The organism is uncultured Sphingomonas sp. (genome assembly GCF_902806265.1).
In the GTDB taxonomy this organism is placed as follows: Bacteria; Pseudomonadota; Alphaproteobacteria; order Sphingomonadales; family Sphingomonadaceae; genus Sphingomicrobium.
Genome location: NZ_CADCVZ010000019.1, coordinates 17654 through 41826 on the forward strand (window position 1 = coordinate 17654; position 24173 = coordinate 41826).

22 protein-coding genes are annotated in these 24173 nt (G+C 67.8%); 15 read left to right on the plus strand and 7 right to left on the minus strand.

Annotated features, from left to right (window positions below; translation table 11 throughout):
• Positions 1-5: 5 nt before the first annotated feature.
• Positions 6-1676 (plus strand): hypothetical protein, encoded by a 1671-nt coding sequence (locus tag QZX62_RS04790; protein WP_294172567.1) that lies wholly within the window; start codon positions 6-8, stop codon positions 1674-1676.
• Here the strand turns inward: QZX62_RS04790 and QZX62_RS04795 are convergent.
• The 4 genes from QZX62_RS04795 to QZX62_RS04810 form a co-directional block, all read right to left on the minus strand.
• Positions 1599-2588, minus strand: a complete 990-nt coding sequence (locus tag QZX62_RS04795) for a Gfo/Idh/MocA family oxidoreductase (protein WP_294172568.1) — start codon at positions 2586-2588, stop codon at positions 1599-1601. The genes QZX62_RS04790 and QZX62_RS04795 overlap by 78 nt on opposite strands.
• A complete protein-coding gene (locus QZX62_RS04800; RefSeq protein WP_294172569.1) occupies positions 2585-3538 on the minus strand; it encodes a zinc-binding dehydrogenase in 954 nt (317 codons plus the stop codon). Before QZX62_RS04800 ends, QZX62_RS04795 begins: the two co-directional genes overlap by 4 nt.
• A 38-nt stretch (positions 3539-3576) precedes the next feature.
• Entirely contained in the window at positions 3577-4599 is a 1023-nt protein-coding gene (locus tag QZX62_RS04805) for an SDR family oxidoreductase (RefSeq protein ID WP_294172570.1), read from the minus strand.
• A 117-nt stretch (positions 4600-4716) separates the two neighbouring features.
• Complete coding sequence (locus QZX62_RS04810) at positions 4717-4887, minus strand: hypothetical protein (RefSeq protein ID WP_294172571.1); 171 nt, start codon at positions 4885-4887, stop codon at positions 4717-4719.
• 129 nt (positions 4888-5016) lie between these two features.
• Between QZX62_RS04810 and QZX62_RS04815 the strand changes: the two genes are divergently transcribed.
• Both QZX62_RS04815 and QZX62_RS04820 read left to right on the plus strand, forming a co-directional pair.
• Positions 5017-6189, plus strand: a complete 1173-nt coding sequence (locus tag QZX62_RS04815; RefSeq protein ID WP_294172573.1) for a PepSY domain-containing protein — start codon at positions 5017-5019, stop codon at positions 6187-6189.
• Positions 6186-6353 carry a hypothetical protein gene (locus QZX62_RS04820; RefSeq protein ID WP_294172575.1) on the plus strand — a complete coding sequence of 56 codons (168 nt, stop codon included), beginning with the start codon at positions 6186-6188 and terminating at the stop codon, positions 6351-6353. Before QZX62_RS04815 ends, QZX62_RS04820 begins: the two co-directional genes overlap by 4 nt.
• Positions 6354-6409: 56 nt before the next feature.
• Here QZX62_RS04820 and QZX62_RS04825 read toward each other — a convergent pair whose 3' ends face one another.
• Positions 6410-7084, minus strand: coding sequence for a trimeric intracellular cation channel family protein (locus QZX62_RS04825; RefSeq protein WP_294172577.1), 675 nt, complete (start codon positions 7082-7084; stop codon positions 6410-6412).
• 258 nt (positions 7085-7342) lie between these two features.
• On the opposite strand from QZX62_RS04825, the gene QZX62_RS04830 reads away from it, so the two are divergent.
• From QZX62_RS04830 to QZX62_RS04850, 5 genes are read left to right on the plus strand one after another with little or no spacing between them, the layout of a single operon-like run.
• Positions 7343-9631: a TonB-dependent siderophore receptor gene (locus QZX62_RS04830; RefSeq protein ID WP_294172579.1), complete on the plus strand. Its 2289-nt coding sequence runs from the start codon at positions 7343-7345 to the stop codon at positions 9629-9631.
• A 26-nt stretch (positions 9632-9657) separates the two neighbouring features.
• Positions 9658-11055, plus strand: a complete 1398-nt coding sequence (locus QZX62_RS04835; protein ID WP_294172581.1) for an amidohydrolase family protein — start codon at positions 9658-9660, stop codon at positions 11053-11055.
• 53 nt (positions 11056-11108) lie between these two features.
• Positions 11109-12341 carry an amidohydrolase family protein gene (locus QZX62_RS04840; protein ID WP_294172582.1) on the plus strand — a complete coding sequence of 411 codons (1233 nt, stop codon included), beginning with the start codon at positions 11109-11111 and terminating at the stop codon, positions 12339-12341.
• Positions 12320-15601: an amidohydrolase family protein gene (locus QZX62_RS04845; RefSeq protein ID WP_294172583.1), complete on the plus strand. Its 3282-nt coding sequence runs from the start codon at positions 12320-12322 to the stop codon at positions 15599-15601. The genes QZX62_RS04840 and QZX62_RS04845 overlap by 22 nt, the downstream gene beginning before the upstream one ends.
• Before the next feature lie 22 nt (positions 15602-15623).
• A complete protein-coding gene (locus tag QZX62_RS04850; protein WP_294172585.1) occupies positions 15624-16073 on the plus strand; it encodes a hypothetical protein in 450 nt (149 codons plus the stop codon).
• Here the strand turns inward: QZX62_RS04850 and QZX62_RS04855 are convergent, their stop codons facing one another.
• On the minus strand, positions 16074-16835 hold the full coding sequence (locus QZX62_RS04855) for a helix-turn-helix transcriptional regulator (protein ID WP_294172587.1): 762 nt from the start codon (positions 16833-16835) through the stop codon (positions 16074-16076).
• Between the two features lie 199 nt (positions 16836-17034).
• Between QZX62_RS04855 and QZX62_RS04860 the strand changes: the two genes are divergently transcribed.
• From QZX62_RS04860 to QZX62_RS04870, 3 genes are read left to right on the plus strand one after another with little or no spacing between them, the layout of a single operon-like run.
• Positions 17035-17994, plus strand: a complete 960-nt coding sequence (locus tag QZX62_RS04860; protein WP_294172588.1) for an alpha/beta hydrolase fold domain-containing protein — start codon at positions 17035-17037, stop codon at positions 17992-17994.
• The gene (locus QZX62_RS04865) at positions 17991-18602 is read left to right on the plus strand and encodes an FMN-binding negative transcriptional regulator (protein ID WP_294172590.1); all 612 of its coding nucleotides are present in this window, start codon (positions 17991-17993) and stop codon (positions 18600-18602) included. The genes QZX62_RS04860 and QZX62_RS04865 overlap by 4 nt, the downstream gene beginning before the upstream one ends.
• Positions 18599-19735 carry a carbohydrate porin gene (locus QZX62_RS04870; RefSeq protein ID WP_294172591.1) on the plus strand — a complete coding sequence of 379 codons (1137 nt, stop codon included), beginning with the start codon at positions 18599-18601 and terminating at the stop codon, positions 19733-19735. The genes QZX62_RS04865 and QZX62_RS04870 overlap by 4 nt, the downstream gene beginning before the upstream one ends.
• Here QZX62_RS04870 and QZX62_RS04875 read toward each other — a convergent pair.
• Entirely contained in the window at positions 19665-20783 is a 1119-nt protein-coding gene (locus QZX62_RS04875) for a PepSY domain-containing protein (RefSeq protein WP_294172593.1), read from the minus strand. The genes QZX62_RS04870 and QZX62_RS04875 overlap by 71 nt on opposite strands.
• Positions 20784-20967: 184 nt before the next feature.
• Between QZX62_RS04875 and QZX62_RS04880 the strand changes: the two genes are divergently transcribed.
• From QZX62_RS04880 to QZX62_RS04895, 4 genes are all read left to right on the plus strand, one after another.
• Positions 20968-21588 carry a TorF family putative porin gene (locus QZX62_RS04880; protein ID WP_294172594.1) on the plus strand — a complete coding sequence of 207 codons (621 nt, stop codon included), beginning with the start codon at positions 20968-20970 and terminating at the stop codon, positions 21586-21588.
• Positions 21589-21646: 58 nt separating this feature from the next.
• Entirely contained in the window at positions 21647-22216 is a 570-nt protein-coding gene (locus QZX62_RS04885; RefSeq protein WP_294172596.1) for an ATP-binding cassette domain-containing protein, read from the plus strand.
• Positions 22213-23004 carry an iron export ABC transporter permease subunit FetB gene (gene fetB / locus QZX62_RS04890; protein ID WP_294172597.1) on the plus strand — a complete coding sequence of 264 codons (792 nt, stop codon included), beginning with the start codon at positions 22213-22215 and terminating at the stop codon, positions 23002-23004. Before QZX62_RS04885 ends, fetB begins: the two co-directional genes overlap by 4 nt.
• A 391-nt stretch (positions 23005-23395) precedes the next feature.
• Positions 23396-24173 (plus strand): serine hydrolase domain-containing protein (locus QZX62_RS04895; RefSeq protein WP_366926181.1); only part of this gene is annotated, 778 nt, incomplete at its 3' end.

Sequence of the window (24173 nt, forward strand, 5' to 3'; positions counted from 1 at the left end):
GGTCGGTGCTGGTCTACGGCGACCATAGCGAAGCTGTCGACCCGCGCGCCCAGCTTGTTGAGATCGCCGACCGCCTGAGGGGCGGCTGGCTCAATCATGACGCGCTGACCGGCTGCTTCATCGATCTGGCGGGCGTAGCGCAGGGCCTTGCGGACGCGGATTTCCATGCTTGCGGCTGCGACCGGCCGCGGCCGGCCGAGGCCATGCTGCTAGAACAGCTCACCGGTCTGGCCTCCACCCTGCTCCGGTCTTGGGACCAGGGATGCGGCGGCGGACCGGGGCAGCCGCTCCGCATCCCCGTTCCGCTGCCCGGGCAGGTCCAGATTCGCTTGCCCGAAGGCTACGCCTTCTACGCGCTGCGGCCGGAGGCCTATGGCCTCGCCGCACGCCGATCAGAGCTGACCGGTCCTCCGCGGGTGATCGGGCTGCGCAGCATCGGCACCGGGCTCGCCTGCATGGCGGCGGCCGCGCTAGGCGCTCCGCCGCCGCTTACGCTACGACCAATCGGCAACCCCTTCGACCGGCGCCTCAATGTCGCTCCGGACCTTGAGCGCCAGATCCTATCCGGCGATTGCCACTACGTCATCGTCGACGAAGGACCGGGCATGTCGGGCAGCAGCTTCGGCGCGGTTGCCGATTGGCTCGAGGAGCATGGAATAGCGCCGGAGCGCGTCGCCTTTCTCCCTAGCCATGCGGGTGCCCTCGGTCCTCAGGCGAGCGCCCGCCAGCGCCAACGCTGGGCATCGGCGCAGCGGCCAGTGGTGTCGCTCGAGCGCCCGGAGGAAGGCTGGCTTGCGCCGCTGATCGGCCGTCCCAGCCAGCCACTGACAGACCTGTCCGGCGGCGCCTGGCGAGCTGCCGCTGCGATCCCCGAACAGGACTGGCCGTCGATCGACCCGATGTGGGAACGGCGCAAGTTCCTGGTAGCAACGGCAAGCGGCGAGTGGCTGGTCAAGTTCGCGGGGCTTGGCTGGATCGGCGAGCGGAAGCTCCAACTCGCACGCGAACTGCACTTGGCGGGGTTCGGATCGGAGCCGGCCGGTCTGGTCCGAGGCTGGCTGGTGACCCGCTGGCACTCCGATGCAGTGGTCGCCCGCCCAAGCCACGCGGAGCTTACCGCCTATCTGACGTTCCGCGCGAACCTGCCAGCTCCGGGTGCCGGCGCAAGTCCTGCGCAGCTCCTGACAATGATCCGCCGAAACTTACCCGCTCTCGCCAATTGGTCACCCGACCTCGACCGGCTGCATCCGACACCCGTCTGCACCGACAACCGCATGGCGCGGTACGAGTGGCTGCGGCTACCTTCCGGCCAGCTGCTCAAGGCCGACGCGCTCGACCACCATGCCACTCACGATCTCATCGGCTGTCAGGACGTCGCGTGGGACGTGGCCGGCGCCATTGTCGAACTCGGCCTGGAGCCGGACGAGGCAGGTCGGCTTGCGTCAGCAACCGGCGCCGATTCCGCGCTGCTGGACTTCTACCTCACCGCCTACACGGCATTTCGCATCGGGGCGCATCGGATGAGCGCGTCCACGCTCCACCATTGGCCGGAGGAACAGCACCGCCACCTCCTCGCGGCGAAGCAGCTTGAGCGGCGGCTAGCGTCCGTAGATGCGGTCGAGCACGCCGGCGACCTCGACGAGATGCCGGCTGTCGGGGTCGAACCCGGCGCCTGACGCAAGCCGCCGCGCCCAGTCGGCTGCGGCGCGGCCACCCCAATCGTCCTCGCGCCCGGCGAGCGGCCGGCTCGACGTGCCATCCATGCGGACCGCGTCGAAGGCGTAGAAGCTGCCGTCCACATTCCGCAGCGCGGCAGCGCCGCCCGTTCCGAAGAACTCCGCGGAGATCACCGCTTCCTGCCCCGCGGGCAAGCGCCACGAGCAGGCGAGGCGCAGGACCGTACCGCCGGCCAGCGTGACCGTCGCTACCGCGAAGTCCTCGCACTGCTGGGCCGCGTTCCGCAGCGGCTCGCCCCCGCTCAGCAGGTGCGACTGCACCTCGACCACCTCCGGCCACTCCAGCGCCCATAAGGCCAGGTCGACCAAGTGGACGCCAAGGTCCATGACGCAGCCGCCGCCCGACAGCGCCGGGTCGTAGAACCATGGCTTGTCGGGGCCATAGGCGTTGTGGAAGGTGAGGTCCGCCGCGAAGACTCGGCCGAGCTCGCCGCCGCGAACCAGGTCGCGGATGGCCTGAATGCCGCCCGTGAAACGATAGCTGAGATCCACGCCGAGCAGGCGGTCACCCTGCTCGGCCGCCCCCACTACCCCGCCGACTTCCGCCGCCGTTCGCCCGAGCGGCTTCTGGCAGAACACGGCCACCCCCGCCCTCAGCGCACGGATCGACTGCTCGGCATGCAGCGCGCTGGGGCTGGCGATCACCAGCCCGTCGAGGTCCTGGGTCAGCAGCTCGTCCAGGCTGTCCATCGCGGCCGCGCCAGGCGCCAGTTCGATGGCTGCCGAGCGCATCTCCGCCGAGGGATCGGCGACCGCCGCCACTTCAATCACGCCGGTGGCGAGCATGGCCTCCATCCGGTGGCGGCCGATCCAGCCCACGCCGAGGAACCCCAGCCGCGGCTTGTCCGTCACGGTACCACCAGCGCCTTGAGAAAGCCGTCCGGCCGGTCGCGAGTGTCGTTAAGCGCGTCGCCCAGCCGCTCGAGCGGGTAGCGGTGCGTGTAGAGCGGCGACGGGTCGAGCCGGCCGCTGGCGACCGCGTCGACCGCCTCCCGAATGCCTTCGATGTAGCGCGCTGGATCGCGCTCATGGGCGTTGATCACGTCCAACCCCCGCCAATTCCACAACCACATGTTGACCTGCCGCGGCCCATCCTGATGGTAGCCCGCGACGATCAGCTTGCCGCGTTCCGCAGTAAGCTCTGCCGCCAAGTCGAGCGGCCACTGCTTGCCGACCGCCTCGATCACCCGCTCGCAGAACTTACCGTCCGTAAGCTCCTTGACCCGCTCGATGATCCCGCCGTGGTCTTCCATCGGGATCACCTCGGCCGCGCCGAACTGGCGGGCCACGTCGAGCGAGAACGGCCGGCGCGAGATCGCGATTACCCGCGCGCCCGCGTCGGTGGCCAGGCGGGTGAGGATCGCGCCCAGAAAGCCGATGCCGACGATGGCCACGGTCTGGCCGGCCTCGATGTCGCTGCGCCGAAAGATGTTGAAGGCGCATCCGAGCGGCTCGCCCGGAAAGGGCTGGCCGTGAAGCGCCGGCGGCAGCTTCACCACCGCGTCCGCCTCGGCGACGTCGAAGTCGGCGTAGCTCTTGTAGCTCAATGCCGCCACGCGGTCCCCGAGCTGCATGGCCGTGACACCCTCGCCCAAGGCGTCGATCGTGCCCCAGCCCTCATGCCCCATGCCGCCTGGCTCCCCGGGGAAGCTCATCCACTCCGGGCCAGACCAAGGCGTCAAGTTGGAGGCGCACACCCCGCAACCTTCGAGCTTGACCCGCACCTGCCCAGGCCCGGGCTCCGGCCGGTCCACCTGCTTCAGCCGCATCTCGCCAGGCCCCGCCAGCACCGCAGCGCGCATGGGTGTACTCATAGTTGCGATGTCGCTCACGTTTCTTCTCAGCTGGCGAAAGATTCGTCGGTCGGACGCGCGAAGAAGTCGAGGTACCAGGGCACGGCAACCGCCATCCCCTCGGCCACGGTATGGCTCGGCTGATAGCCCAGCAGCGTGCGGGCTTTGCTGATGTCGGCCAGTGAATGCCGCACGTCGCCCGGCCGGAACTCGCCCATCTGCGGCTCGCGGGCGTAATGGACTTGGTGCTGGCGCAGCGCGTCGCGGATCAGCCCGAACAGTTGCAGCAGGCTGGTGCGTTCGCCGACCGCGACGTTGTACACCTCGCCCTGCGCGTCATCCCCGGCCAGAGCCGCGCGAATGTTGGCCTGCACCGCGTTGGCGACGTAGCAGAAGTCGCGGCTGGTCTCCCCGTCCCCGTTCACCAGCACCGGCTGATCGCCGATCATTGCCGCGGCCCACTTGGGGATCACCGCCGCATAAGCGCCGTCCGGGTCTTGCCGCGGCCCGAACACGTTGAAGTAGCGCAGGCCCGTCACCTTGATGCCGTAGCTCCGCGCGTAAACCGATGCGTAGATCTCGTCGGCCAGCTTGGTGGCCGCGTAGGGCGACAGCGGCGCTCCGATCCGGTCCTCGCGCTTGGGAAGGTCCGGGCTGTCGCCGTAGGTCGAACTGGAGGCGGCATAGACGAAGCGACTGACCTCCGCCCGGCGCGCAGCGTCGAGCATGTTGACGAACCCCGTGACGTTGACGTCGTGGGAGGTTAGCGGATCGGCCAGGGAGCGCGGCACGGAGCCGAGCGCAGCCTGGTGCAGCACCACGTCCACGCCCGCGAGGGCGGCAGCACAAGCCTTGCGGTCGCGAATGTCGCCTTCGATGAAGCGAAAGCTCCTCTCGAACTGCTCGGGCGCGGCGGCCTGAAGCTCGTTGAGGTTGCGGCGATGACCGGTCGCGAAGTTGTCGAGCCCGACCACGCGCTGGCCGCCCTTCAACAACGCTTCGGCTAGATTGGAGCCGATGAAGCCCGCGACACCGGTGACCAGCCAGGTGGACTGCCGGCCGGCGAGCATGGCGGAAAGCTGGGGATCGAGGATGAGCGTGACCTTTCCCTAACGAAGCTGCGCTCCGCTAAAGAGATGTAGGCCAAACGGCAACGCTTAACCGGCGCCGGGCCCGGCACGCTCGACTTAGTAGCGGGCGCTGGTCCCGCCCGTGCGCTTGTTGTTCTTGTAGTAAGCGTAGCCGGCACCGGCCGCGGCACCGATGATCGGTCCGATGAACGGCATGGGGATGCCGATCAACGCGCCCACCGCGGCGTACTTGGCCATCTTCTTGCCCAATGGCTTGTCTTGCATCATCGTTCTGCTCCCGGGGTCGTTACAAACCTGCGTGATCAACTCCCGCGCTCTGCCTTCGTTGCGCACATACAAGCCATGTCGGTGCAGCACCCTTGCGAATGCGTCGCAATAGCGGCTAGACGGCGGTCCATGACGACTTCGGCAGTCCGCACCTGGTACCTGATCCACAAGTGGACGAGCCTCGTGTGCACGGCGTTCCTGTTCATGCTGTGCGTAACCGGCCTGCCGCTGATCTTTCATGACGAGATCGACCGGCTGACCGGCGGACCGCCGCCACTCCAGGGCCCCGCATCCTCGTCGGACTCGCCGGGGCTGCTGCCGCTCGACGCCATGCTCCAGCGGGCGCTGGCGGAGCGGCCGGTCGAGGTGCCGCTCTACATGGCCTTCGACAATGGGAGCCCGCTGCTGACGGTCACGACCGGGCCGGCGCCGGACGCCGCCGAAGCCGACATGACCTTGCTGTTGTTTGACCGGATCACCGGCCGGATGGTCGCGCCGCCCGGTGAAGAAGGGTTCATGGACGTCCTTCTCCAGCTCCATACCGATATGTTCCTGGGCTTGCCTGGAATGCTGTTCCTCGGCTTCATGGGCGTCCTGTTCGTTGCCGCCCTTGTGTCGGGCACCGTGCTCTACGCGCCGTTCATGCGAAAGCTCGACTTCGGCACCCTGCGGGCCGAGCGCAGCCGTCGGACGAAGTGGCTGGACTGGCACAATCTGCTGGGGATCACCGCCTTGGCCTGGATGACTGTGGTCGGGGTGACCGGCTTCATCAACGCCCTCGCGACCCCGCTAATTGACAGTTGGCGGGCGGACGCCGCGGCAGAGATGACCGGCAGCAAGGAGGGGGTAAGCGCGCTGCCGCCGCAGCGGTACGGCTCGCTGGACAAGGCCATGGCCTCGGCCCGCCGAGCGCTGCCGGGCAACAATCCGCAGTTCGTCGCCTTTCCCGGCGGAGCCTTCAGCACGCCGGGTCACTATGCGGTCTTTTTCCAGGGCGCGACACCGTTCACCCAGCGGCTGCTGACGCCAGCGCTGATCGACGGCGCGACTGGCGAGCTCACCGACGTGCGGCCGATGCCGCTCACGATGAAGGCGTTGCAGCTCAGCCAACCGCTGCACTTCGGCGACTACGGCGGGCTGCCGCTGAAGCTTCTGTGGGCGACGCTGACCTGCTCCACCCTGGTGGTGCTTGGTTCGGGGATCTACTTGTGGCTCGGCCGCCGCCGCGCCCCACTGGCCGCGCGCGTGCGGGAGGTTACCAGCGGCGGACGGGCGACCTTGGTGCCGAGCCCCACCGAATGAGCCGCTCCACCTTTGGACTGCCAACCTTCATCGCGCTACTGAGTCTCGCCGGATTGGTGCTCGCGCTGACCGGCGAAGGCTGGCGCGACGGCCTGTCGTGGGCGGCCTTGTCCGCTCCCCTGCTTGCGGTTGCCTGGGCAATGACCGCCCGAAAGCCTCGCTGAAGGCGACCATACGCCGGTCCGTTTGCCTGCGCTGGGAGAGGTGGCACCGCGGGATGTCAGTCGGCGCCATGTTCCTTGTCGCGGGGCTCGGGCTGGGCCACCGGCAAGCTCCACCCCCGCCTAATTGCAAGCAACCGGAGGCCGAAGCAGGTGCCAGCTGCAGCGATCGCGGCCGGGATGACCGGCCAGCTCAAGAGGTCGCCGATTACGACTACGGTCGCGCCACTCAGCGCGGCTACCGCATAGAGTTCGCCGCGCAGCACAGCCGGCGTTCGCGCGACCAGCAGGTCCCGGGCGATCCCGCCGCCGATGCCCGTGAGCATGCCGAGCAGGGCCGCCATTAACGGCGTAGCCCCGAACGCCAGAGCCTTCTGCGCGCCGGATACCGCGAACAGCGCCAACCCGCCGGCATCGAAGATCAGAATGGGCACGCGCCAGCGGGTTGCTGGGGAGTGCCAGAAGAAGATGGTCAGGCCCGCGGCCATTGCGGCGGCGAAGTAGCGCCAATCGCCGATGGCGGCGGGCGGGACTGAACCAATCAGCAGGTCTCGCCCGATGCCGCCTGCAACGGATGCGGCGAACGACAGGACCAGCACGCCGAATAGGTCGAGGCTCCGCTGCACGCCGAGCATGGCGCCGCTGATCGCGAATACGAAGGTGCCGAGAAGATCGAGAACGAGCAGAAGGTCGCGCAACCGTTGCGCGATCTCCGGACTGAGGGCGGTGTTCATTGGGACCGAATTTCAACTCCAGCGACAGCCACAGCCGTTCTACCGCGGCCACGCGCTCACGAGCGGTTACGCCAGACTTGCTGCCGGTAGAAGCGGTTTGCAGTCTTGCCCTTGCCTGCCGTCGGGGGTGGTGATGCTCCCAGCGGACTTGCGATTCAACCTGCCATGGCGTGGCCCGTCCGCAACGGATATCGACCCTCCGCAAAGATGCGCCGGGGAAGTCTGCGGTAGTCTGGTTTGGGCAGGGAGGAGTTGGACATGCAGGGCAGCGCGAGGGGAACGGCAGCCGCAATACGCCCCTACCGGATAGGGCTACTCGCCGGGGCGGCGCTACTCGCGGGGCTCGCCAGTCCCGCGGAGGCGCAGACCACCGACCAGCCGGCTCAGCCCGACGCTGCGGAAACGCCCACAGGTGAGAATAGCGACACCGGCAGTCCCGAGGGCACCGACTCGCAGATCGAGACGGTTCGGACGGAAGAAGGCGAAATCATCGTGACCGCTCGCCGCTTCGTCCCTGGCGAGGCGTTCGCGAACAAGTCGGACATACCGCTGATCGAAACGCCGCAGTCGGTATCGGTGGTCACCCGCGACCAGATCGACCTGTTGAACTTCGTCGATGCGCAGCAGGCGGTTCGCTACACCGCCGGCGTGTTCGGGGAGAACTACGGGCCCGACCTGCGCTTCGACTTCTTCACCGTGCGTGGCTTCACCCCGCGGCAGTACATCGACGGGTTGGCCGCACCGGTTTCGACCACCATCTTCTCGACCGGCCTCGACCTGTATGCCTTTGAGTCGCTCGAGCTGCTTAAAGGCCCGGCTTCGGTCCTCTACGGCAGCGCGCCGCCAGGGGGCATCTACAACGAGACCAGCCGCCGCCCTTCCAACGTGTTCAATTCAGAGATCCAGGCCAAGTTCGGGCAGGACGACTACAAGTCGCTTGCGGGCACGATCACGGGTCCGGTTACCGACGCGGTCAGCCTGCGCTTCACCGGGCTCGGCCTCGACCGCGAGGCGGAGCGCGACGGCGTATCGGCTCGCCGCCTCCTGCTGGCGCCTTCGGCAACGATCAAGATCGGTGACGCGACCCGGCTTACCGGCCTGTTCCACTACCAGCGGGATCGGGTCCGGGGCGACACCAACGGCTTCCTTCCGGTGTTCGGCACGCTGCTTCCGAACCCGCTTGGCGAGGTCGATCGCGACACTAACCTCGGTGATCCCGAGAACCTTTATCGGCGGCGCCAACGCGGCATGGGTTTCGACCTGGCGCATGAGTTCACCGACGCGCTTACCTTCCGCTCGAACGCGCGCTGGAGCCGCTACCGCGAGCGCACTCCGACCGGGGTCTACGGCGGCGGCGGCCTGGTCGACGATGATTTCGACAGCGTGCCCGACGACTTCCGGACGGTTCAGCAGTTCAACTTCAGCTATGCCGAGGACGTCCGCGCCTTCACAATCGACAACCGGCTCCATGCCAAGGTCGCGACCGGAGCGCTGGAGCACGACCTGTTGGTCGGCCTCGACTACCGCAACGTCGACAACGAAAGCGCGTTCGGCTTCATCTTTGGCAACCGGATCGACCTCTTCGATCCCGAAAACGTGCCCCTGGCGCCCGCGCTGCGCGAGCCCGGCTATCCTTTCACCTTCAGCGACCTTCGGCTGAAGCAGGTCGGCTTCTACGCCCAAGACCATATCGGCCTGGGCAACTTCTTCGTGACCCTGAACGGGCGTTACGACCGGGTGAACCTGCGTAACGATAACCCTGGGGCACCTGCGACCAATCCGACCTATAGCAAGCAGGACGAGTTCACCTACCGGGTGGGCGCCAATTACGTGTTCGACAACGGGTTCGCGCCCTACATCGGCTATGCGACCTCGTTCGAGCCGGTACTTGGAACGAACTCGGTGACCGGCGAGGCCTTCCGCCCCAGCTCCGGCCGGCAGATCGAAGGCGGCATCAAGTATAACGGCCGCAATCTGGGTCCTGGCGTTCGCCTGTTCGCGACTGCCGCGTTGTTCAAGATCAGGCAAAAGGATGTGGTGCAAACGCTTCCGGCGATCACGCCCGTCTTCGGCACTCAGGTCGGCGAGGTCGAAGTCTGGGGCGGCGAGCTCGAGCTGGTTGCGCGCTTCCGCGAGCAGCTGTCGGTCAATGGCTCCTATAGCTACAACAAGTCGGAGGTGACCGAGAGCAGCACGGCCGCGGAAGTCGGCGCGGACCTGCCGACCACGCCCAAGCACAAGGCCAGCGTGTTCTTCGACTACACCATCCCGCGCGGCACTCTGGCTGGGTTCGGCTTCGGTGCGGGCGGACGCTACACCAGTCGCAGCGCAGGCTCGCTCCCCGGACCGTTCAATCCCGTTGTGTACTACGGGGAACGGGCCACCCTGTTTGACGCCACCGTGCACTACGATCTGCCGGGCTGGCGCTTCGCCATCAACGGGTCCAACATCTTCGACAAGACCTATGTGGCGCGTTGCTCGGGGCCGGGCGGCTGTACTTACGGCGCGGGACGGCAGGTGATCGGAACCCTGATCAAGAGGTTCTGACCGCCGGTTGGAGGAGTGGAGTTCGAGTGCTGGGACGAGTTTGCGCTGCTTCTGTTTCGCTCCTGCTCCTGGCCAATCTGCCAATTGCCGCAGCCGCTGCTCAGCGCCGCGGCCCACCACCTCCTGAGGTCGGCCGCCATTTCGACGATGCCGCGCATAAGGCGTGGTCGAGCCGCTACCGGCCGCTGCCCCGTTCCGACCTGCTGATCGTCAATGTCCGGGTGCTCGATGGCGCCGGGGGCAAGCTCGACGGCTCCGTCCTGGTCAGGGACGGCAAGATCGCCGCGGTAAGTGGTGGAACCCCGCCGACGCCTGCGGGTGTGCAGGTGGTGGACGCGCGCGGCCGGTGGATCACTCCCGGCATTATCGACGTGCACAGCCATAACGGGACCTTCGTCGCGCCGCTCACTGCGAACGATTCGGAATATTCGGACGTGAGTGAAACCAGCAGCCCGATAGCCGCCGGCGCGTGGGTCGAGCACAGCATCAACGTCCAGGACCCGAGCTTCTTCCGGGCGCTCGAAAGCGGCGTCACCACCTTGCAGACCCTGCCCGGCTCCATTCCGCTGATCGGGGGGCGTTCGGTGGTGCTCAAGCCGGTGCCCGCCAGCACGGTCGCCGCCATGAAGTTCCCGGGCGCGGCGCAAGGCGTGAAGCTCAGCTGCGGCGACAATCCGCGCAGCTTCTTCGGCAGCAAGGGCCGCGCGCCCAACAGCCGAATGGGCGAGATCGAGATCCTGCGCGCACTGTTCACCCGCACGCGCTCCGAGAAGCATGGGAAGCGCGGTCCGGGCGGGCCGATCGACGCGGAGACGATCGACGGCGTGCTGACCGGCCGGTTTCCGGTGCACGTCCATTGCTACCGCGCCGACGACATCGCCACCATGATGAACCTGGGGGCCGAGTTCGGCTTCCGGATCACCGCGGTCCACCATGCGACGGAGGCCTACAAGATCCCGCAGCTGTTCGTGGAGAACGGCACCTGTGCGGTGCTGTGGGCGGACTGGTGGGGCTTCAAGACCGAAGCGGCCGACGCGATCCGCGCCAACGCCGCCTTCATGGACGCCGCCGGCGCCTGCGTCGCCATGCATTCGGATTCGCCTCTAATGGGGCAGCGGCTCAACGTCGAAGCCGCCAAGGCTATGGCCGCGGGTCGTCGCGCGGGCGTCTCCATCCCGCCTGAACGCGCGATCCGTTGGCTGACGTCCAATCCGGCAAAGGTGCTTGGCCTTGGCGACCGGATCGGCACGCTGGCGCCCGGCCGCAATGCCGATCTGGTGTTGTGGAGCGGCGATCCTTTCAGCGTCTACACCAAGGCGGATATGGTGCTGATCGACGGCGCCGTGGCGTTCGACCGCTCCGACCCGCGCCGGCAGCCCAGCTCCGACTTCTTCGTCGGGCGCCCATCGGGGCAGCCCCGCTGACCCGCCTGCTGCCCCGCCTTGGAGCTCTGGTTCTGGCGCTCGCCGCTCCAAGCGTGGGCAGCGCTCAGGACCTTGCCGTCGTCCATGCTCGCGCCTGGACGGGCAGCGGTGCAGGACCGGTCGAAGATGCCACGATCGTCGTGCGGGGCGGCCGGATCGCTTCCGTCCAGGCAGGTACGGCCCCGCCGGCGGGCTTGACGGTGCTCGACGCCGGCGGCCGCAACGTCACGCCCGGACTGTTCGCCGGCGCAACCCAGGTCGGATTGGTGGAGGTGGCGGGCGCGGAGGACACGACCGACGAAGCCGTCAGTTCGGGCAAGCTTGGACCGGCGTTCGACGTCGCTCCCGCGATGAACTCCAACAGCCTGCTGGTCGAGCAGGCGCGGAGTGACGGCGTGCTGTGGGCCATGTCCTTTCCGAACGGCACGCCGAACTCGCCTTTTCTCGGCCAGTCGGCGCTGCTCCGGCTCGGTGGCGGCAGCATCGTAGTGAGGCCCCGGGCCGCGATGTTCGTGCGGATCGGCGGCTCGGCCAGCTTCGCCGCGGGCGGTTCGCGCGCCGCGCAATGGACCCTGCTCCGGCGCGCGCTGACCGAAGCCGGGCAACTAGGTTCGCGCGGCGAGCTCCCGCCCGACGAACGCCTGCTCGGCCGCTACGATCTGGAGGCGTTGCGGCCGGTCGCGGCCGGGAACATGATCCTAGCCATCCAGACGCACCGCGAGTCCGACATCCGCGAGGCCATCCGCCTTGCCCGCGAGCTGCGCTTGCGGGTCGTGCTGGTCGGGGGGGCCGAAGCCTGGCGGGTGGCCCGCGAACTCGTCGTGGCGCGTATCCCGGTGCTCGTCGATCCCGGCGCCAACCTGCCGCTCAGCTATGACGAGCTCGGCGCCCGGGCGGACAATGCTGCAATCCTTCACCGCGCCGGAGTGACCGTTGCGATCATCCCGTCCGCCCACGGGATCGACATGAACTACAATGTCGGGGTCAGCTCACGCATGGCCGCCGGGCTCGCCGTTGCCGCCGGCTTGCCGTATGCCGCCGCCATCCGCAGCCTGACGCTTGCACCCGCGCAGATCTGGGGCGCCGAAGGAACGACCGGCAGCCTGGAGCCCGGCAAGGTCGCGGACATCGCGATCTGGGATGGTGACCCGCTTGAGCCGGGCAGCGCCCCCAGCCACATGATCCGCGGCGGCCGGCCCATCTCGACCCTGACCCGGGAACAGCAGCTCAGCCGTCGCTATGCGCCCATCAACAAGGACGATCCGTGGCCGCCGGCGTACCGTTGAGAGTGGCCGGGTTGCTCTTGTTCGCATCGCTTGCGGGGGCCGAGCCGTTGCTCGCGGCGCCTGCAACCAACGGCCTGCCGCTTAGCCCCGGACGGCGGATCGAGTTCCGGACCGATAGCGCGACCTGGACGCCGGTGGATGTTTCGCCGGACGGCAGCCGGCTGATCACCGACATCCTGGGCGACCTGTACAGCCTGCCTATTCGCGGCGGCGACGCGCGCCGCCTGACCTCCGGTTTGGCGGTGGACACGCAACCGGTCTTTTCGCCCGATGGCCGGCGCATCGCCTTTGTCAGCGACCGCAGCGGTGCCGAAAGCCTGTGGGTAGCAGACTCAGACGGCACGAACGCCAGGCGCGTGACCACTGGGGAGGACGACATCTGGGTGTCGCCGGCTTGGTCGCCGGACGGCAAGTCGATCTACGCGTCGCGCTTCGTCCCCGCAGCCTCGGCTTACGAGCTGTGGGTGCACCCGTTCACCGGCACGGGCGCGGGCCGATTGCTCGTGCCGGCAAACGCGCAGGGAAGCTCCCGGAGCAGCCTTGGCGGTTGGCCAACGCCGGACGGACGAGCGATCCTCTTCGCCCGCGCCGAAGGCCGGCTGAGCGACGAGCTTGCCGCCTGGACGATCGTCCGCCGCGAACTCGATAGTGGCGAGGAGACGGTGCTGGTGTCGGCCCCGCCGAGCTATCGCAGCGACCTGGTCCAGGGCAGCTTCTTCCGCCCGGTGCTGTCGCCGGACGGCCGCACCCTCGCCTACGGCAGCCGCCATGAGGGGCAGACGGGGCTGCGCCTGCTGGACCTCGGGAGCGGCCGCGACCGCTGGCTCGCCTTTCCCGTCCAGCACGACCAGGCGCAGGCGTCGAGCTGGCTCGACCTCCTGCCCCGGTTCGACTTCACGCCCGACGGCCGCTCCGTGGTCTTCACCCGGGGCGCCAAGCTGCATCGGGTCGATGTGGCCACGGGCACCGTCAGTCCCCTGCCCTTCGCGGCCGAGGTCGCGATCGACCTCGGGCCGAACCTGCGCAGGGAGATCAAACAGGACGAAGGTCCGGTACGCGCCCGCATAATCCAGCACCCCGTGCCTTCGCCCGATGGACGGCACGTGGCATTCTCGGCCTTGGGCCGCGTCTATGTCACGTCCCTGACCGGCTCTGGCGGGACGCGTCTCGTTACGCCACCCAGTCAGCGCGCCTTTATGCCGAGCTGGTCGGCCGACGGGCGGACGCTAGCCTATGTGAGCTGGACCGCACGCGCCGACGGGCATGTCTGGTCGGTTCCCGCAGGCGGCGGGCCCCCCCGCCAGATCAGCCGAACGCCCGGCTACTACACATTCCCCGTGTTTACTCCGGACGGCCGAGCGATCCTGGCGGTGCGCTCGAGCACCCGGTTCCGCATGGGCAGCTACATGGAGTATGGCGCGCACCGCCAGGCGAGCCTGGTCGAGCTTGGCCTTCGCGGCAGGGCAGAGCGGACGCTGGCGACGGGGATGATGGGCGGACGCCCGCATTTCACGAGCGAGCCGGGTGCCACCTACCTCCACTTCGCCGACGGCCTCGCCCGCGTTCCCCTGAACGGCGGTCCGCGGCAGGCCATGCTCAAAGTGAGCGGACCTGGCTGGTACTTCACCGATACGCCAGGTACGGCCGACGACCTGCGGATCAGCCCCGATGGGCGCTGGGCGTTGGCGCAGATCGCCCAGCAGCTGCATCTGATTGAGCTGCCGCCTAACGGGGTGGCCGAGATCGACCTCGGCAATCCGAAGGTCCAGCACCGCAAGCTGACGGACGAAGGTGCCGACTTCTTCGAATGGAGCCGTGACGGCTCGGTCGTTCATTGGGCGGTCGGCTCCACCCTGTTCAGCCGCCCACTTGCCTCCGTCCTGTTTCAGGGCCGTGAGGACCTCCGCGACGCAGCCAAGCCAGGCGTCATCGGCCGCGAAGCGCGGGTCTTCCTACCCCGCGCCGTTCCCAGCGGCGCGCTGCTGCTGCGCGGGGCGACCCTCCTTACCATGCGCGGCGGCGAGACGATCCCCAACGCCGACCTGTTCGTCATTGACGATCGCATTGCGGCACTCGGACCGGCAGGCAGCGTCGCGGTCCCACCCAATACTGCGATCCGGGACGTGGCCGGGAGCTTCATCATTCCCGGCCTGATCGATAGCCACCACCACTACGCCGACCTTCGCCGCGGCGTGCTCGACTTCGAAAGCTGGGGCCCTCGGGCGAACCTCGCCTACGGGGTCACGACCGCCTTCGATCCGTCAACACTCAGCATCGATACGCTCGCTTACGAAGACGCGATCAACGCCGGCTTGATGCTGGGCTCGCGCATGCCTTCGACTGGTCCGGCGCTCTTCTCGTTCAATCAATTCAAGAGCCTGGAGGAGGTGCGCGCGGTGTTGCGTCGTTATCACGACCGCTATGGCACTCGTAACCTCAAGCAATACCGCGTGGGCAACCGCCGGGTCCGGCAATGGATCGTGCAGGCGGCGCGGGAGCTTGGCATGCTGCCCACGAGCGAGGGCGCCCTGTCGCTCAAGCTCGGCCTCAGCCAGATCATCGATGGCTACCCGGGTCACGAACATGCCTTGCCCGCGCCGCCGCTGGGCCGGGACTTCGTGCAGCTGCTGGCGCGCTCGCGTGCCAGCTACACGCTCACCCTGCAGATCGGGAACGGTGGCTACGAGGGGCAGGATTATTTCATCGTCCGCGACCGTCCGTCGGAGGACCCGAAGCTCAACCGCTTCGCCCCGCGGTCGGTCGTGACCGTGAAGACCAGGCAGCGGGCGTGGCGGCACCTGGGCGAGTATCGGTTCCCGCAAGTCGCTGCCGACGCGGCGCGGGTGAAGCGGGCCGGCGGACTCATCGCCACCGGGGCGCATGGCGAGATGCCCGGCCTGGGTACCCACTGGGAAATGGAGGCGCTGGTTATGGGCGGCATGACGCCGGCTGAGGCGCTGCATTCCGCCACCATGGGCTCGGCCGAGGCGATCGGGCGCTCGGGCGAGTTCGGCAGCCTGGAGCCCGGCAAGTTCGCGGACCTTGTTATTCTGGCGCGCGATCCGCGCACCGACATCCGCAACAGCCTGTCGGTCGCGCAGGTGATGCAGGGCGGGCGGCTCTACGACGGTGACAGCCTCGACCAGCTCTGGCCGGTCCGCCGCCGCCTGCCGGAGCCTTGGTTCCGCGGCGAGGATGCACCTGCCATCGCCGCAAGCGAGTTCCCGGCGCCGCCCGATCCCTTCCACCCTGACCACTAGTGCCCCCAAAGGAGCAGTTTTCATGAAGTCGATCCTAGTCGCAGCTGCCCTGCTACTCACGCCCGTTGCGGCGCTGGCGCAGCAGCCCGCCCCGCCGCCCGCGGCACCGGCCCCGCAGAAATTGCTGGTGGAGATCTACCGCATTGCGCCCGGCCAGCACGAAGCGTTCATGCGCCTGATCGCCCTGTTCGACGAAGCCAACCGCCGCGCCGGTCTGCCGCCGCGGCAGCTGTACGTTCACCGCGATGGCGCGGACTGGGATTTCATGCTGATCCAGCCCGCCGACATCCCGCCGGACAAGGAAGCCGCGCTCACCGCGGCGTACGAGGCGTTGAAGACGCCTTCTGGAGCCAATTTCTTTGTCACCATCCGCCGCTTCATCGCCGAGCATACCGACAGCTTCGTCACCGGCCCGACCAATGCAGCCGATTGGCTGAAGGGCCTCGACGACGCGCGCCGCCGCGGTCGCTAGCTAGCGCACGCGGTACTGGCTTGGGGGCACTCCGAAGGCGCGGTGGAACATGGCCGTGAAGGCGCTCGGACTCTCGTAGCCGACGTCGAAGGCCACCGTGGTGACCGGGCTGCCGCTGGCCAGCAGCGATAGCGCTTCCATCAGCCGCACCTGCTGGCGCCACATGGCAACGCCCATGCCGGTTTCCTGCTTGAACAGCCGGGTAAAGGTCCGCCGGCCCATGCCCGCGACCTTGGCCAGTTCGTCCAAGTCGCGCTGATCGGAGGGATCGTCGAGGACTGCGCGGCAAACTCGGAGCAGACGGACGTCGCGCGGCATCGGCACATGGTAGGGCGCGTTGGGCATGGCGGCGATCTCCTCCTGCAGCAGGCGGATGATGCGGCCCTCGCGCGCTTCCATGTCGTACTTGGCGCCGAAGTGCGCGACCTCCACGATCAAGGCCTTGAGGAAGTCCGATACCTCGATCACCCGGCAGTGACCCTCGCCGAAGTCGCGTACGCTGCGATCGAAGTATAGGGTCCGCAGCGACACGTGCCCGCGGCAGCCCACTTCATGCGCAACGCCTGCCGGGATCCACAAGGCGCGCTGCGGCGGAATGACGAAGCTGGCGGAGTCCACCACCACCGACATCACGCCCGACGAGGCATAGAGCAGCTGGGCCCGCCCGTGGCTGTGCTCTTCGTCCGTGAAGCCGGGCGCATATTCGTCTTCCAGGCCGATGACCGGGCAACACGGATCGTCGGAATCGATAAAATGCTTCATTGGCCCACTCGCGACAGCTGCCGCAGGATTGTCGATCTAAGAGCTTAAGCAAACCAAGAGCAATCGCAAGGGCAAACGCTGGCGAGCGCGATGCCCAAGGCGGATGGAAACTGGCCCGCAGGCACAAGCGAGGTAACGGTTGGGACTCCAATCACATGCACACGTCTGCTCGGAACATGCGCACTGGAGATGCCTGATTATGCATGGCGGGGGCGAGCGGGGCCAACTGGACGACCTTGAGCCCGGCGTCCGCCAGTTCCAGCAACGAGTCGCCGCGGATTACCACCGCTTGTCGGACGGCGGTACGCCGGACATCCATGAACGCCGGCGAGTGGCGGAGCTGGTGCGTCGGCCCTGGGCGAAGGGCGGGCCGGAGATGGCCGATGTCCGCGACCTACGCGCCGGAGAGCGGCAGGTCGCTGTTCGCATCTATCGGCCGACGAGCGATCCACGGCTGCCCGCGCTGATCTACATCCATGGCGGCGGCTGGATGCTGTTCAGCGTCGACACTCACGACCGGCTGATGCGCGAATATGCGGCCCGCGCCCGGGTCAACGTGATCGGTGTCGATTATAGCCTGGCACCCGAAGCCCGCTTCCCGCACCCGGTGCTCGAAGCGGTCGACGTGGTTCGCTGGGTCCGGTGGGAGCTGGACTCCGGCCTGCTTGCTCCGGCCGCCCTCGCGATCGGCGGCGACTCGGCGGGAGCCAATCTGGCGGTCGCCGCCAACTTGGCCCTCCGCGACGCTGGCGAGCCGGTGCTCGATGCCGCCCTGCTCAATTACGGCGCGTTCGATTGCGAACGGCGGTCGTCGCATGATCGCTACGGCGGACCCTCCTACACCTTGACGCCGGGCGAGATGGACGAGTTCTGGGAGGCCTATGTCCCCTCGGGCGAGCGGTTCAACCCGCTGGCCCGCCCGTTGCTGGCCGATCTCACCGGCCTTCCGCCGACCTTCCTCTGCGTGGCCGAGTGCGACATCCTGGCCGACGAGAACCAGGAGATGGCGCGTCGGCTGCAGGCCGCGGGTGTGCCGACCACCGTCGGCAGCTATCCCGGCGCCACCCACAGCTTCCTGGAGGCCGTCAGCGTTTCGCCGCTTGCCGACCGCGCGATCGACGATGCCGCGAGCTGGCTGTCCAAGGTCCTCGCGCGGTGACGGGGCAGCCTGCCGGGCGCGGGTGGAGCGACCGCGACGTCGTCGAGCTGATCGAAGCTCATCCGCTTGCCTTCGTCATCAGCGGCGAGGGCTTCGTCACCACGCCCCTGCCGATGCTCGTCGAAACCGATGCGTCCGGACGTCCGGCGACGCTGCTCGGCCACTTCGCCCGCCGCAATCCACAGGTGGACGTCCTCCGCGCCGACCCGCGCGGTTGCTTTCTGTTCGTCGGACCGCACGGCTACGTGTCGCCGGAGCTCGTCACCACGACCAAGGATTGGGCGCCAACCTGGAACTACGCCTTCGCCCGGATCGTCGCCGACGTGGCGTTCGACGAGGAGCTCAACGGCGAAGCCATCCAGCAGCTGGTCGAGAAGATGGAGAGCGGACGGCGGGAGCCGTGGACCACGGCCGAGATGGGCGAACGCTACGAGCGGCTGAAAGCGCAGGTGATCGGCTTTCGTGCGACGATCGTCGAGGTCGATGCGCGGTTCAAGCTGGCGCAGGACGAGCGGCCGGAAGTGCTGGAGGACATCGTCGCCGGGTTCGCGGGAACCGGGCTCGCCAGCTGGATGCAGCGCTTCAACGCGGACCGGCTTGCCACATGAAGGCCAATGCCCTCACGGCCCTTCTGCTCGCCTGCTCTGCCACCCCCGCGCTTGCCGAGACCAAGCCGCCAATCACGCTTGGGGTCGGCTACACCAGCGACAGCTTCTTCAACGTCGATGGCGGTATCAAGGAAGGTTTCCGGCAGATGGGCCTGCTGGAGCTTACCGGGGACGCCGACCTGTCCCCCGTGCTGGTGGACGGTGCGTCGGCTCACGCAAGCCTCCAGTGGGTCCATGGCCGCTCGCTCAGCGGCGACCTGATCGGCGACGCCCAGGTCCACAGCAACATCGACGCGCCCGATGCCGTGCGCTTGTTCGAAGCCTGGCTCGAACTGCCCGTCGCGGCCAAGGGGCGGATCAAGGCCGGACTGGTCGACCTCAACGGCGACTTCGACGTGCAGACCGTCGGCGCGTTGTTCCTGAACTCGTCGCATGGGATCGGCCCCGACTTTTCCCAGAGCGGACTGCAGGGGCCCTCCATCTTCCCGATCACCTCGGGCGCAGTGGTGGCCGGCTGGCAGGAGGCCGGCTGGTCCGCTCGCATCGGCTTGTTCGATGCCGTCGCCGGACGGCGGGGCGACCCGCGCCGGAACGCCCTACGCCTCCCGGGTGCGACCGGCCTGCTCGCCGTGGCCGAAGCCGACGTGAAGCTGACGGAAGGCGTCGAGCTGCAGGTCGGCGGCTGGCAGTACAGCGATAAGTTCGACCGCATCGAACTGGCGGCGGATGGCGCCACAGTGCGCCGCCGCGGCAACCGCGGTGCTTATGCCCAGTTGGAGGGCCGGCTCGGCACGGTCGCGAGCCAGCCCCTCGACGGCTGGGTGCGGGTCGGCACTGCCGCGTCCCACGTCAACACTATCGGCCTGTATACCGGCGGCGGCCTCGCCTTCGGTCCGGAGAATGGCCGCTGGGGCCTGGCCCTCGCCCGCGCCCGGCTTGGCAACCCAGCGCGCCGGGCTGCGGCTCCTGCGGGGGCCGACAAGCATGAGACGGTGATCGAGCTGACCTATGCGCGCGCGGTCGCGGAGTGGCTGACGATCCAGCCGGACGTCCAATATGTGATCAATCCCGGCTGGGACCCGTCGCTGGGGAATGCGCTGGTTGCAGGCGTGCGCTTGAACTTCGCCCTGTAGCCCGGCGGCGCGCGAGCCACAGCGCGAGCCCGAGGACGATGGCGGCGACGAGTGCCAGCCCCACGGACAACGCCAGCACTCGGCCGGGCCAGCCGCCGATCTGCCCGGTATGGAGCGGATACAGCGTTACGACCAGCTGACGCCCGAAGGAGGCGGTTGCGGCATCGTGCGTCGACAGCACGCGCCCGTCTGCCGCCGCGACATAGACCACGCTGGCGCCCCACTTGCGCGTGACTTCCCCGGCGCTGCGCACTCGCACCCGGTACCACGGCGCGTCTTCGTCCGGCAGCGACACGCCGGCGAAGGTCGATCCGGGAAAGGCGCGCAACGCTGCACCCACGGCCTGGGCGAAGCCGACGGGCTGACCTTCAGCGGTGCTGGCGGGAAGCGGCGGGTCCGGAACGGCGGCGTCCAGTCGCGATTTCAAGCCATGCTCGAACACGAGCAGAATGCCGCTGCCGACCGCCAGCAGAGCGGGCACCGCGAGCCACAGCCCGACCTTGCGGTGCCAGCCGTAAAGCTTGGCGCGACCGCCCCCGACCGGCTTGGCGAACAGCGTCTTGCGCCACGTCCCACTCTTCGGCCAGGCGAGCTTCAGCCCGAGAAGGATGTTGGTCAGCAGAAGGATGCCGCTGATGCCGATCAGCCATTTGCCCCGCTCACCGGCAAGCAGCGAGGTATGAATGGAGGTCAGCGTGTCCCAGGTCGCGCCCTCGCCGGTGGACTGGTCGCCGTTCCGCTCCCGCAGCATGCGCCCCTGCCCATCGAGCCGCACGACGCGGTCCTCGCCGCCCACCGCTTGGTAGACATCGAACCGGCCGGCGCCTGTTCCGGAGGTCCAGACCGATGAGACCTCCGTCTCGGCGCGCGCGGCAAGCCCGTCGATGCGAGTACCTAGAGCGGTCCAGTCGGTGGGTACCGTCGCGGCCCTGATGGAAGTGTCGTCGAGCTCCCAGCGGAACACGCTCAGGGTGCCCGTGATTGCTTGCACCAGCCAGATGGCGAGCACGGCGAGACTGAGGTATCGATGGACCGCTCTCAAGGACATGCAGGACGGGCCTCCCGCACGTCGAATAAGCGGATGGGGAAGCCGCTTCTGCCGCCCGCGGGTCGGGAACTCAACCGATCGGGCAGGCGCACCGGCCCGCCTGCACTCATGCCGCGCCCGAGAGCAGTGGCATCTATCCAAAAGGTGAGGCACTGCACGGCCGTCAGGAGAGAGGAGTCCAACCATGTTCGACCTCCCCCCGCCCGATCCAGCGATCGAGCTCAGCGTGGCCACCCGCGGTTATTCGAAAGGGATTGCGCAGACTGAGGGGCCCCAGCTGTTGGTGCGCCCGGAACTTCAGCTGGGGCCGGCGCTGTTGAGCGTTTACGCCAAAAACGTGACCTCCCCGACATCGGATGGCGAAGCCGGGATCTCCGGCGGCTACCGCTTCGGGCTGGCAGGGCTCGACGTTGCGGCGACCGTTGTGGTCAAGACCTTGCTGGACCCAAGCAACGGAGTGGATGCAACCGCGCTCGAGCTGATCGGCGGCCTTTCGCGAACGTCCGGTCCGTTCAGCGGACGGCTGAACTACTTCTTCAGCCCGGATGAGCTCGGAACTACCCGCCGTTCCCACTACCTTGAGGGCTCCGGCACTTACGGACTCGGACGAGGCTTCTCCGCGTCGGCCGGCCTCGGCGTCCGCCGGCGCGTCGCCTCACCGAATTACGTCAGCTACAATGCCGGCGCCAGTTACAAAATCTCCGACCAGCTGACCGCGGACCTGCGCTGGTTCGGCAACGACCGGAGCGAGCTCGGGGCCTTCTTCAAGGACCGTCTTGTGGGCACCTTGCGTGCGCGGTTCTGAAGCCGGTCCGATCGTTCCCCTGGCACCACGCCGCGGACTGCAAGTAAGGGATCTGCTGGTGCGCGATCTGCGCGTGAACCTAGCGGTTCGCGGCGGCGAGTGTCTGATCATTCGGGGAGCTTCAGGATCGGGCAAGACGCGCTTGCTGCGGGCGATCGCCGACCTCGATCCCGCTTCTGGAGAGATCGTCCTGGACGGCGTTGCGCGCGAGGCTATCGCCGCGCCTCAGTGGCGCCGCCGCATATGCTATGTGTCGGCGGAACCGGGCTGGTGGTGCGATACCGTGGCGCCCCATTACCCAACCTGGCCCTCGCTCCTGCCGATGCTTGGAGCCCTCGGACTTTCCGCCGACCATGGAGCGCGCGTCGTTGCCAGCCTGTCCACGGGCGAGCGGCAGCGCCTGGCGCTGCTGCGCGCGCTTGCCATCGAACCGGAAGTGCTGCTGCTGGACGAGCCGACCTCGGCGCTCGATGCGGCAGCCACCCGGGCGGTCGAAGCCATCCTCCAGGATCGGATGGAGCACGGCCTGGCAATACTGCTCGCGACCCACAACAGCGCTCAAGCCGAGCGGTTCGGCGGGCGACACCTGGTTCTTTGCAGCGCGACAGTCGAGGCGACGGAACGGTGAACTACACGGCGCTGTCCTACTCCGACCTGCTCGCGCCCGCCGCGCTGATCCTGATCAACGGAGCGCTCTCCCTGCGCTTGCGGCTGGGCGTCGAGCGACAGCTGATCGTTGCGGCTCTGCGCATGGTGGCGCAGCTGAGCCTGGCCGGATTCGTGCTTACGCTCCTGTTCAGGGCCGTTTCCCCGTTCTGGACCGGATTGGCCGCGGCGGTGATGGTGCTCTTCGCCGGGCGGGAAATCGCTGCCCGCCAGAGCCGCAAACTCATCGGCGGATGGAGCTTCGGGCTGGGGACGCTATGCGCGCTGACCGCGGCGGGATCGCTTACTGCACTGACGCTTGTCGGCCCGATCGCTGCAGACCCGTGGTACCATCCCCGCTATGCGCTGCCGCTGCTGGGCATGATCCTTGGTAACACGCTGACGGGGATCAGCCTCGGCCTGGATGTGCTGACCAACGGCGCCGTCCGGCAGCGCGCGGCGATCGAAGCGCAACTGGCGCTTGGCGCTTCGCGCTGGACTGCCCTGCTGCCGGTCACCAGGGATGCGATCCGCAGCGGACTCATCCCAACCATCAACACCATGGCGGCGATCGGGATAGTGTCATTGCCCGGCATGATGACCGGCCAGATCCTGGCCGGCGTCGCGCCGGTCGATGCGGTGAAGTACCAGATCCTGATCATGTTCGTGATCGCAGGCGCGACTGCATTCGGAACCTTGATGGCAGTCGCCGCGGCCGTGTTTCTGATCACCGATGACCGCCATAGAATGCGTCTCGATCGGCTCGGCTGAGAACCAGGCGGCGGACCGGCCACCCGCGGGCACGGCTGTACGGGGCTGCGGGAGAACTGAACTTTCCCGCATTCACACCAAAGCTCATTTGACAATTATCGGGCCAGACGCATTATCGCCTCGCTAGGACGCAAGCGGCCTGCTTCGGCGAATAGCTCGCGTCTTCGACGCTGGCAGCGACGGCGGGGAAGATGGGATAAAACCGATGATGCGCAAAGCCCTTCTGTCACTCATGATCGTGCTCGGAACGATAGCGTCGCCTCTCCCCGCTCAACCGGCAAGGCCGCTCAGCTCGACAACGGCGAGCCCGCTCTCACCTGCCGAGGCGGTGCAGTCGCGAGGCGAGGTCGCACCGGGCCAAGTTCAGGGCACTCAGCTGACAGCGGCAGACGTGAACGGATGGTTGGACGGCTTTCTGCCCTACGCTCTCGCGCGCGGCGACATTCCCGGCGCGGTGGTGGTGGTTGTCAGGGACGGCCAGATCGTGACCCAGCGCGGCTACGGCTTCGCGGACGTGGCAAAGGGCCGGAGAGTCGATCCCAGGACGACCCTGTTCCGTCCCGGGTCGATCTCCAAGCTCTTCACCTGGACTGCAGTCATGCAGCAGGTCGAGCGGGGCAAGCTCAACCTCGACACGGACGTGAACCGGTATCTGGATTTCACGATACCTGCCTACGAAGGCAGGCCGGTTACGCTCCGCAACATCATGACGCACACGGCCGGCTTCGAGGAGCAGGTCAAGGACATCATCGTCACCGACCCGAAGAAGGCTCTTGGCTACGAGGAGCTGCTGAAACGGTGGGTGCCGCACCGCGTCTATGCGCCGGGGACTACTCCGGCCTACTCGAACTATGCGACTTCGCTGGCGGGCTACATCGTCCAGCGGGTCTCCGGCCAGCCGTTCGACACCTACGTCGAGCGCAACATCTTCGCGCCGCTGCAAATGACGCGCTCGTCGATGCGCCAGCCGCTGCCCGCCAACCTTCGGCCGCTCATGTCGCTGGGCTACGCGCCAGGGCAGGAGGAGCCGATCGGATTCGAGTTCGTCGGGCCCGCGCCGGCCGGCAGCCTGTCCTCCACTGGGGAGGACATGGCGCGCTTCATGATCGCGCACCTGCAGAACGGCGCCGGGCTCCTCCAGCCGCGCACCGCACAGCTGATGCACAGCG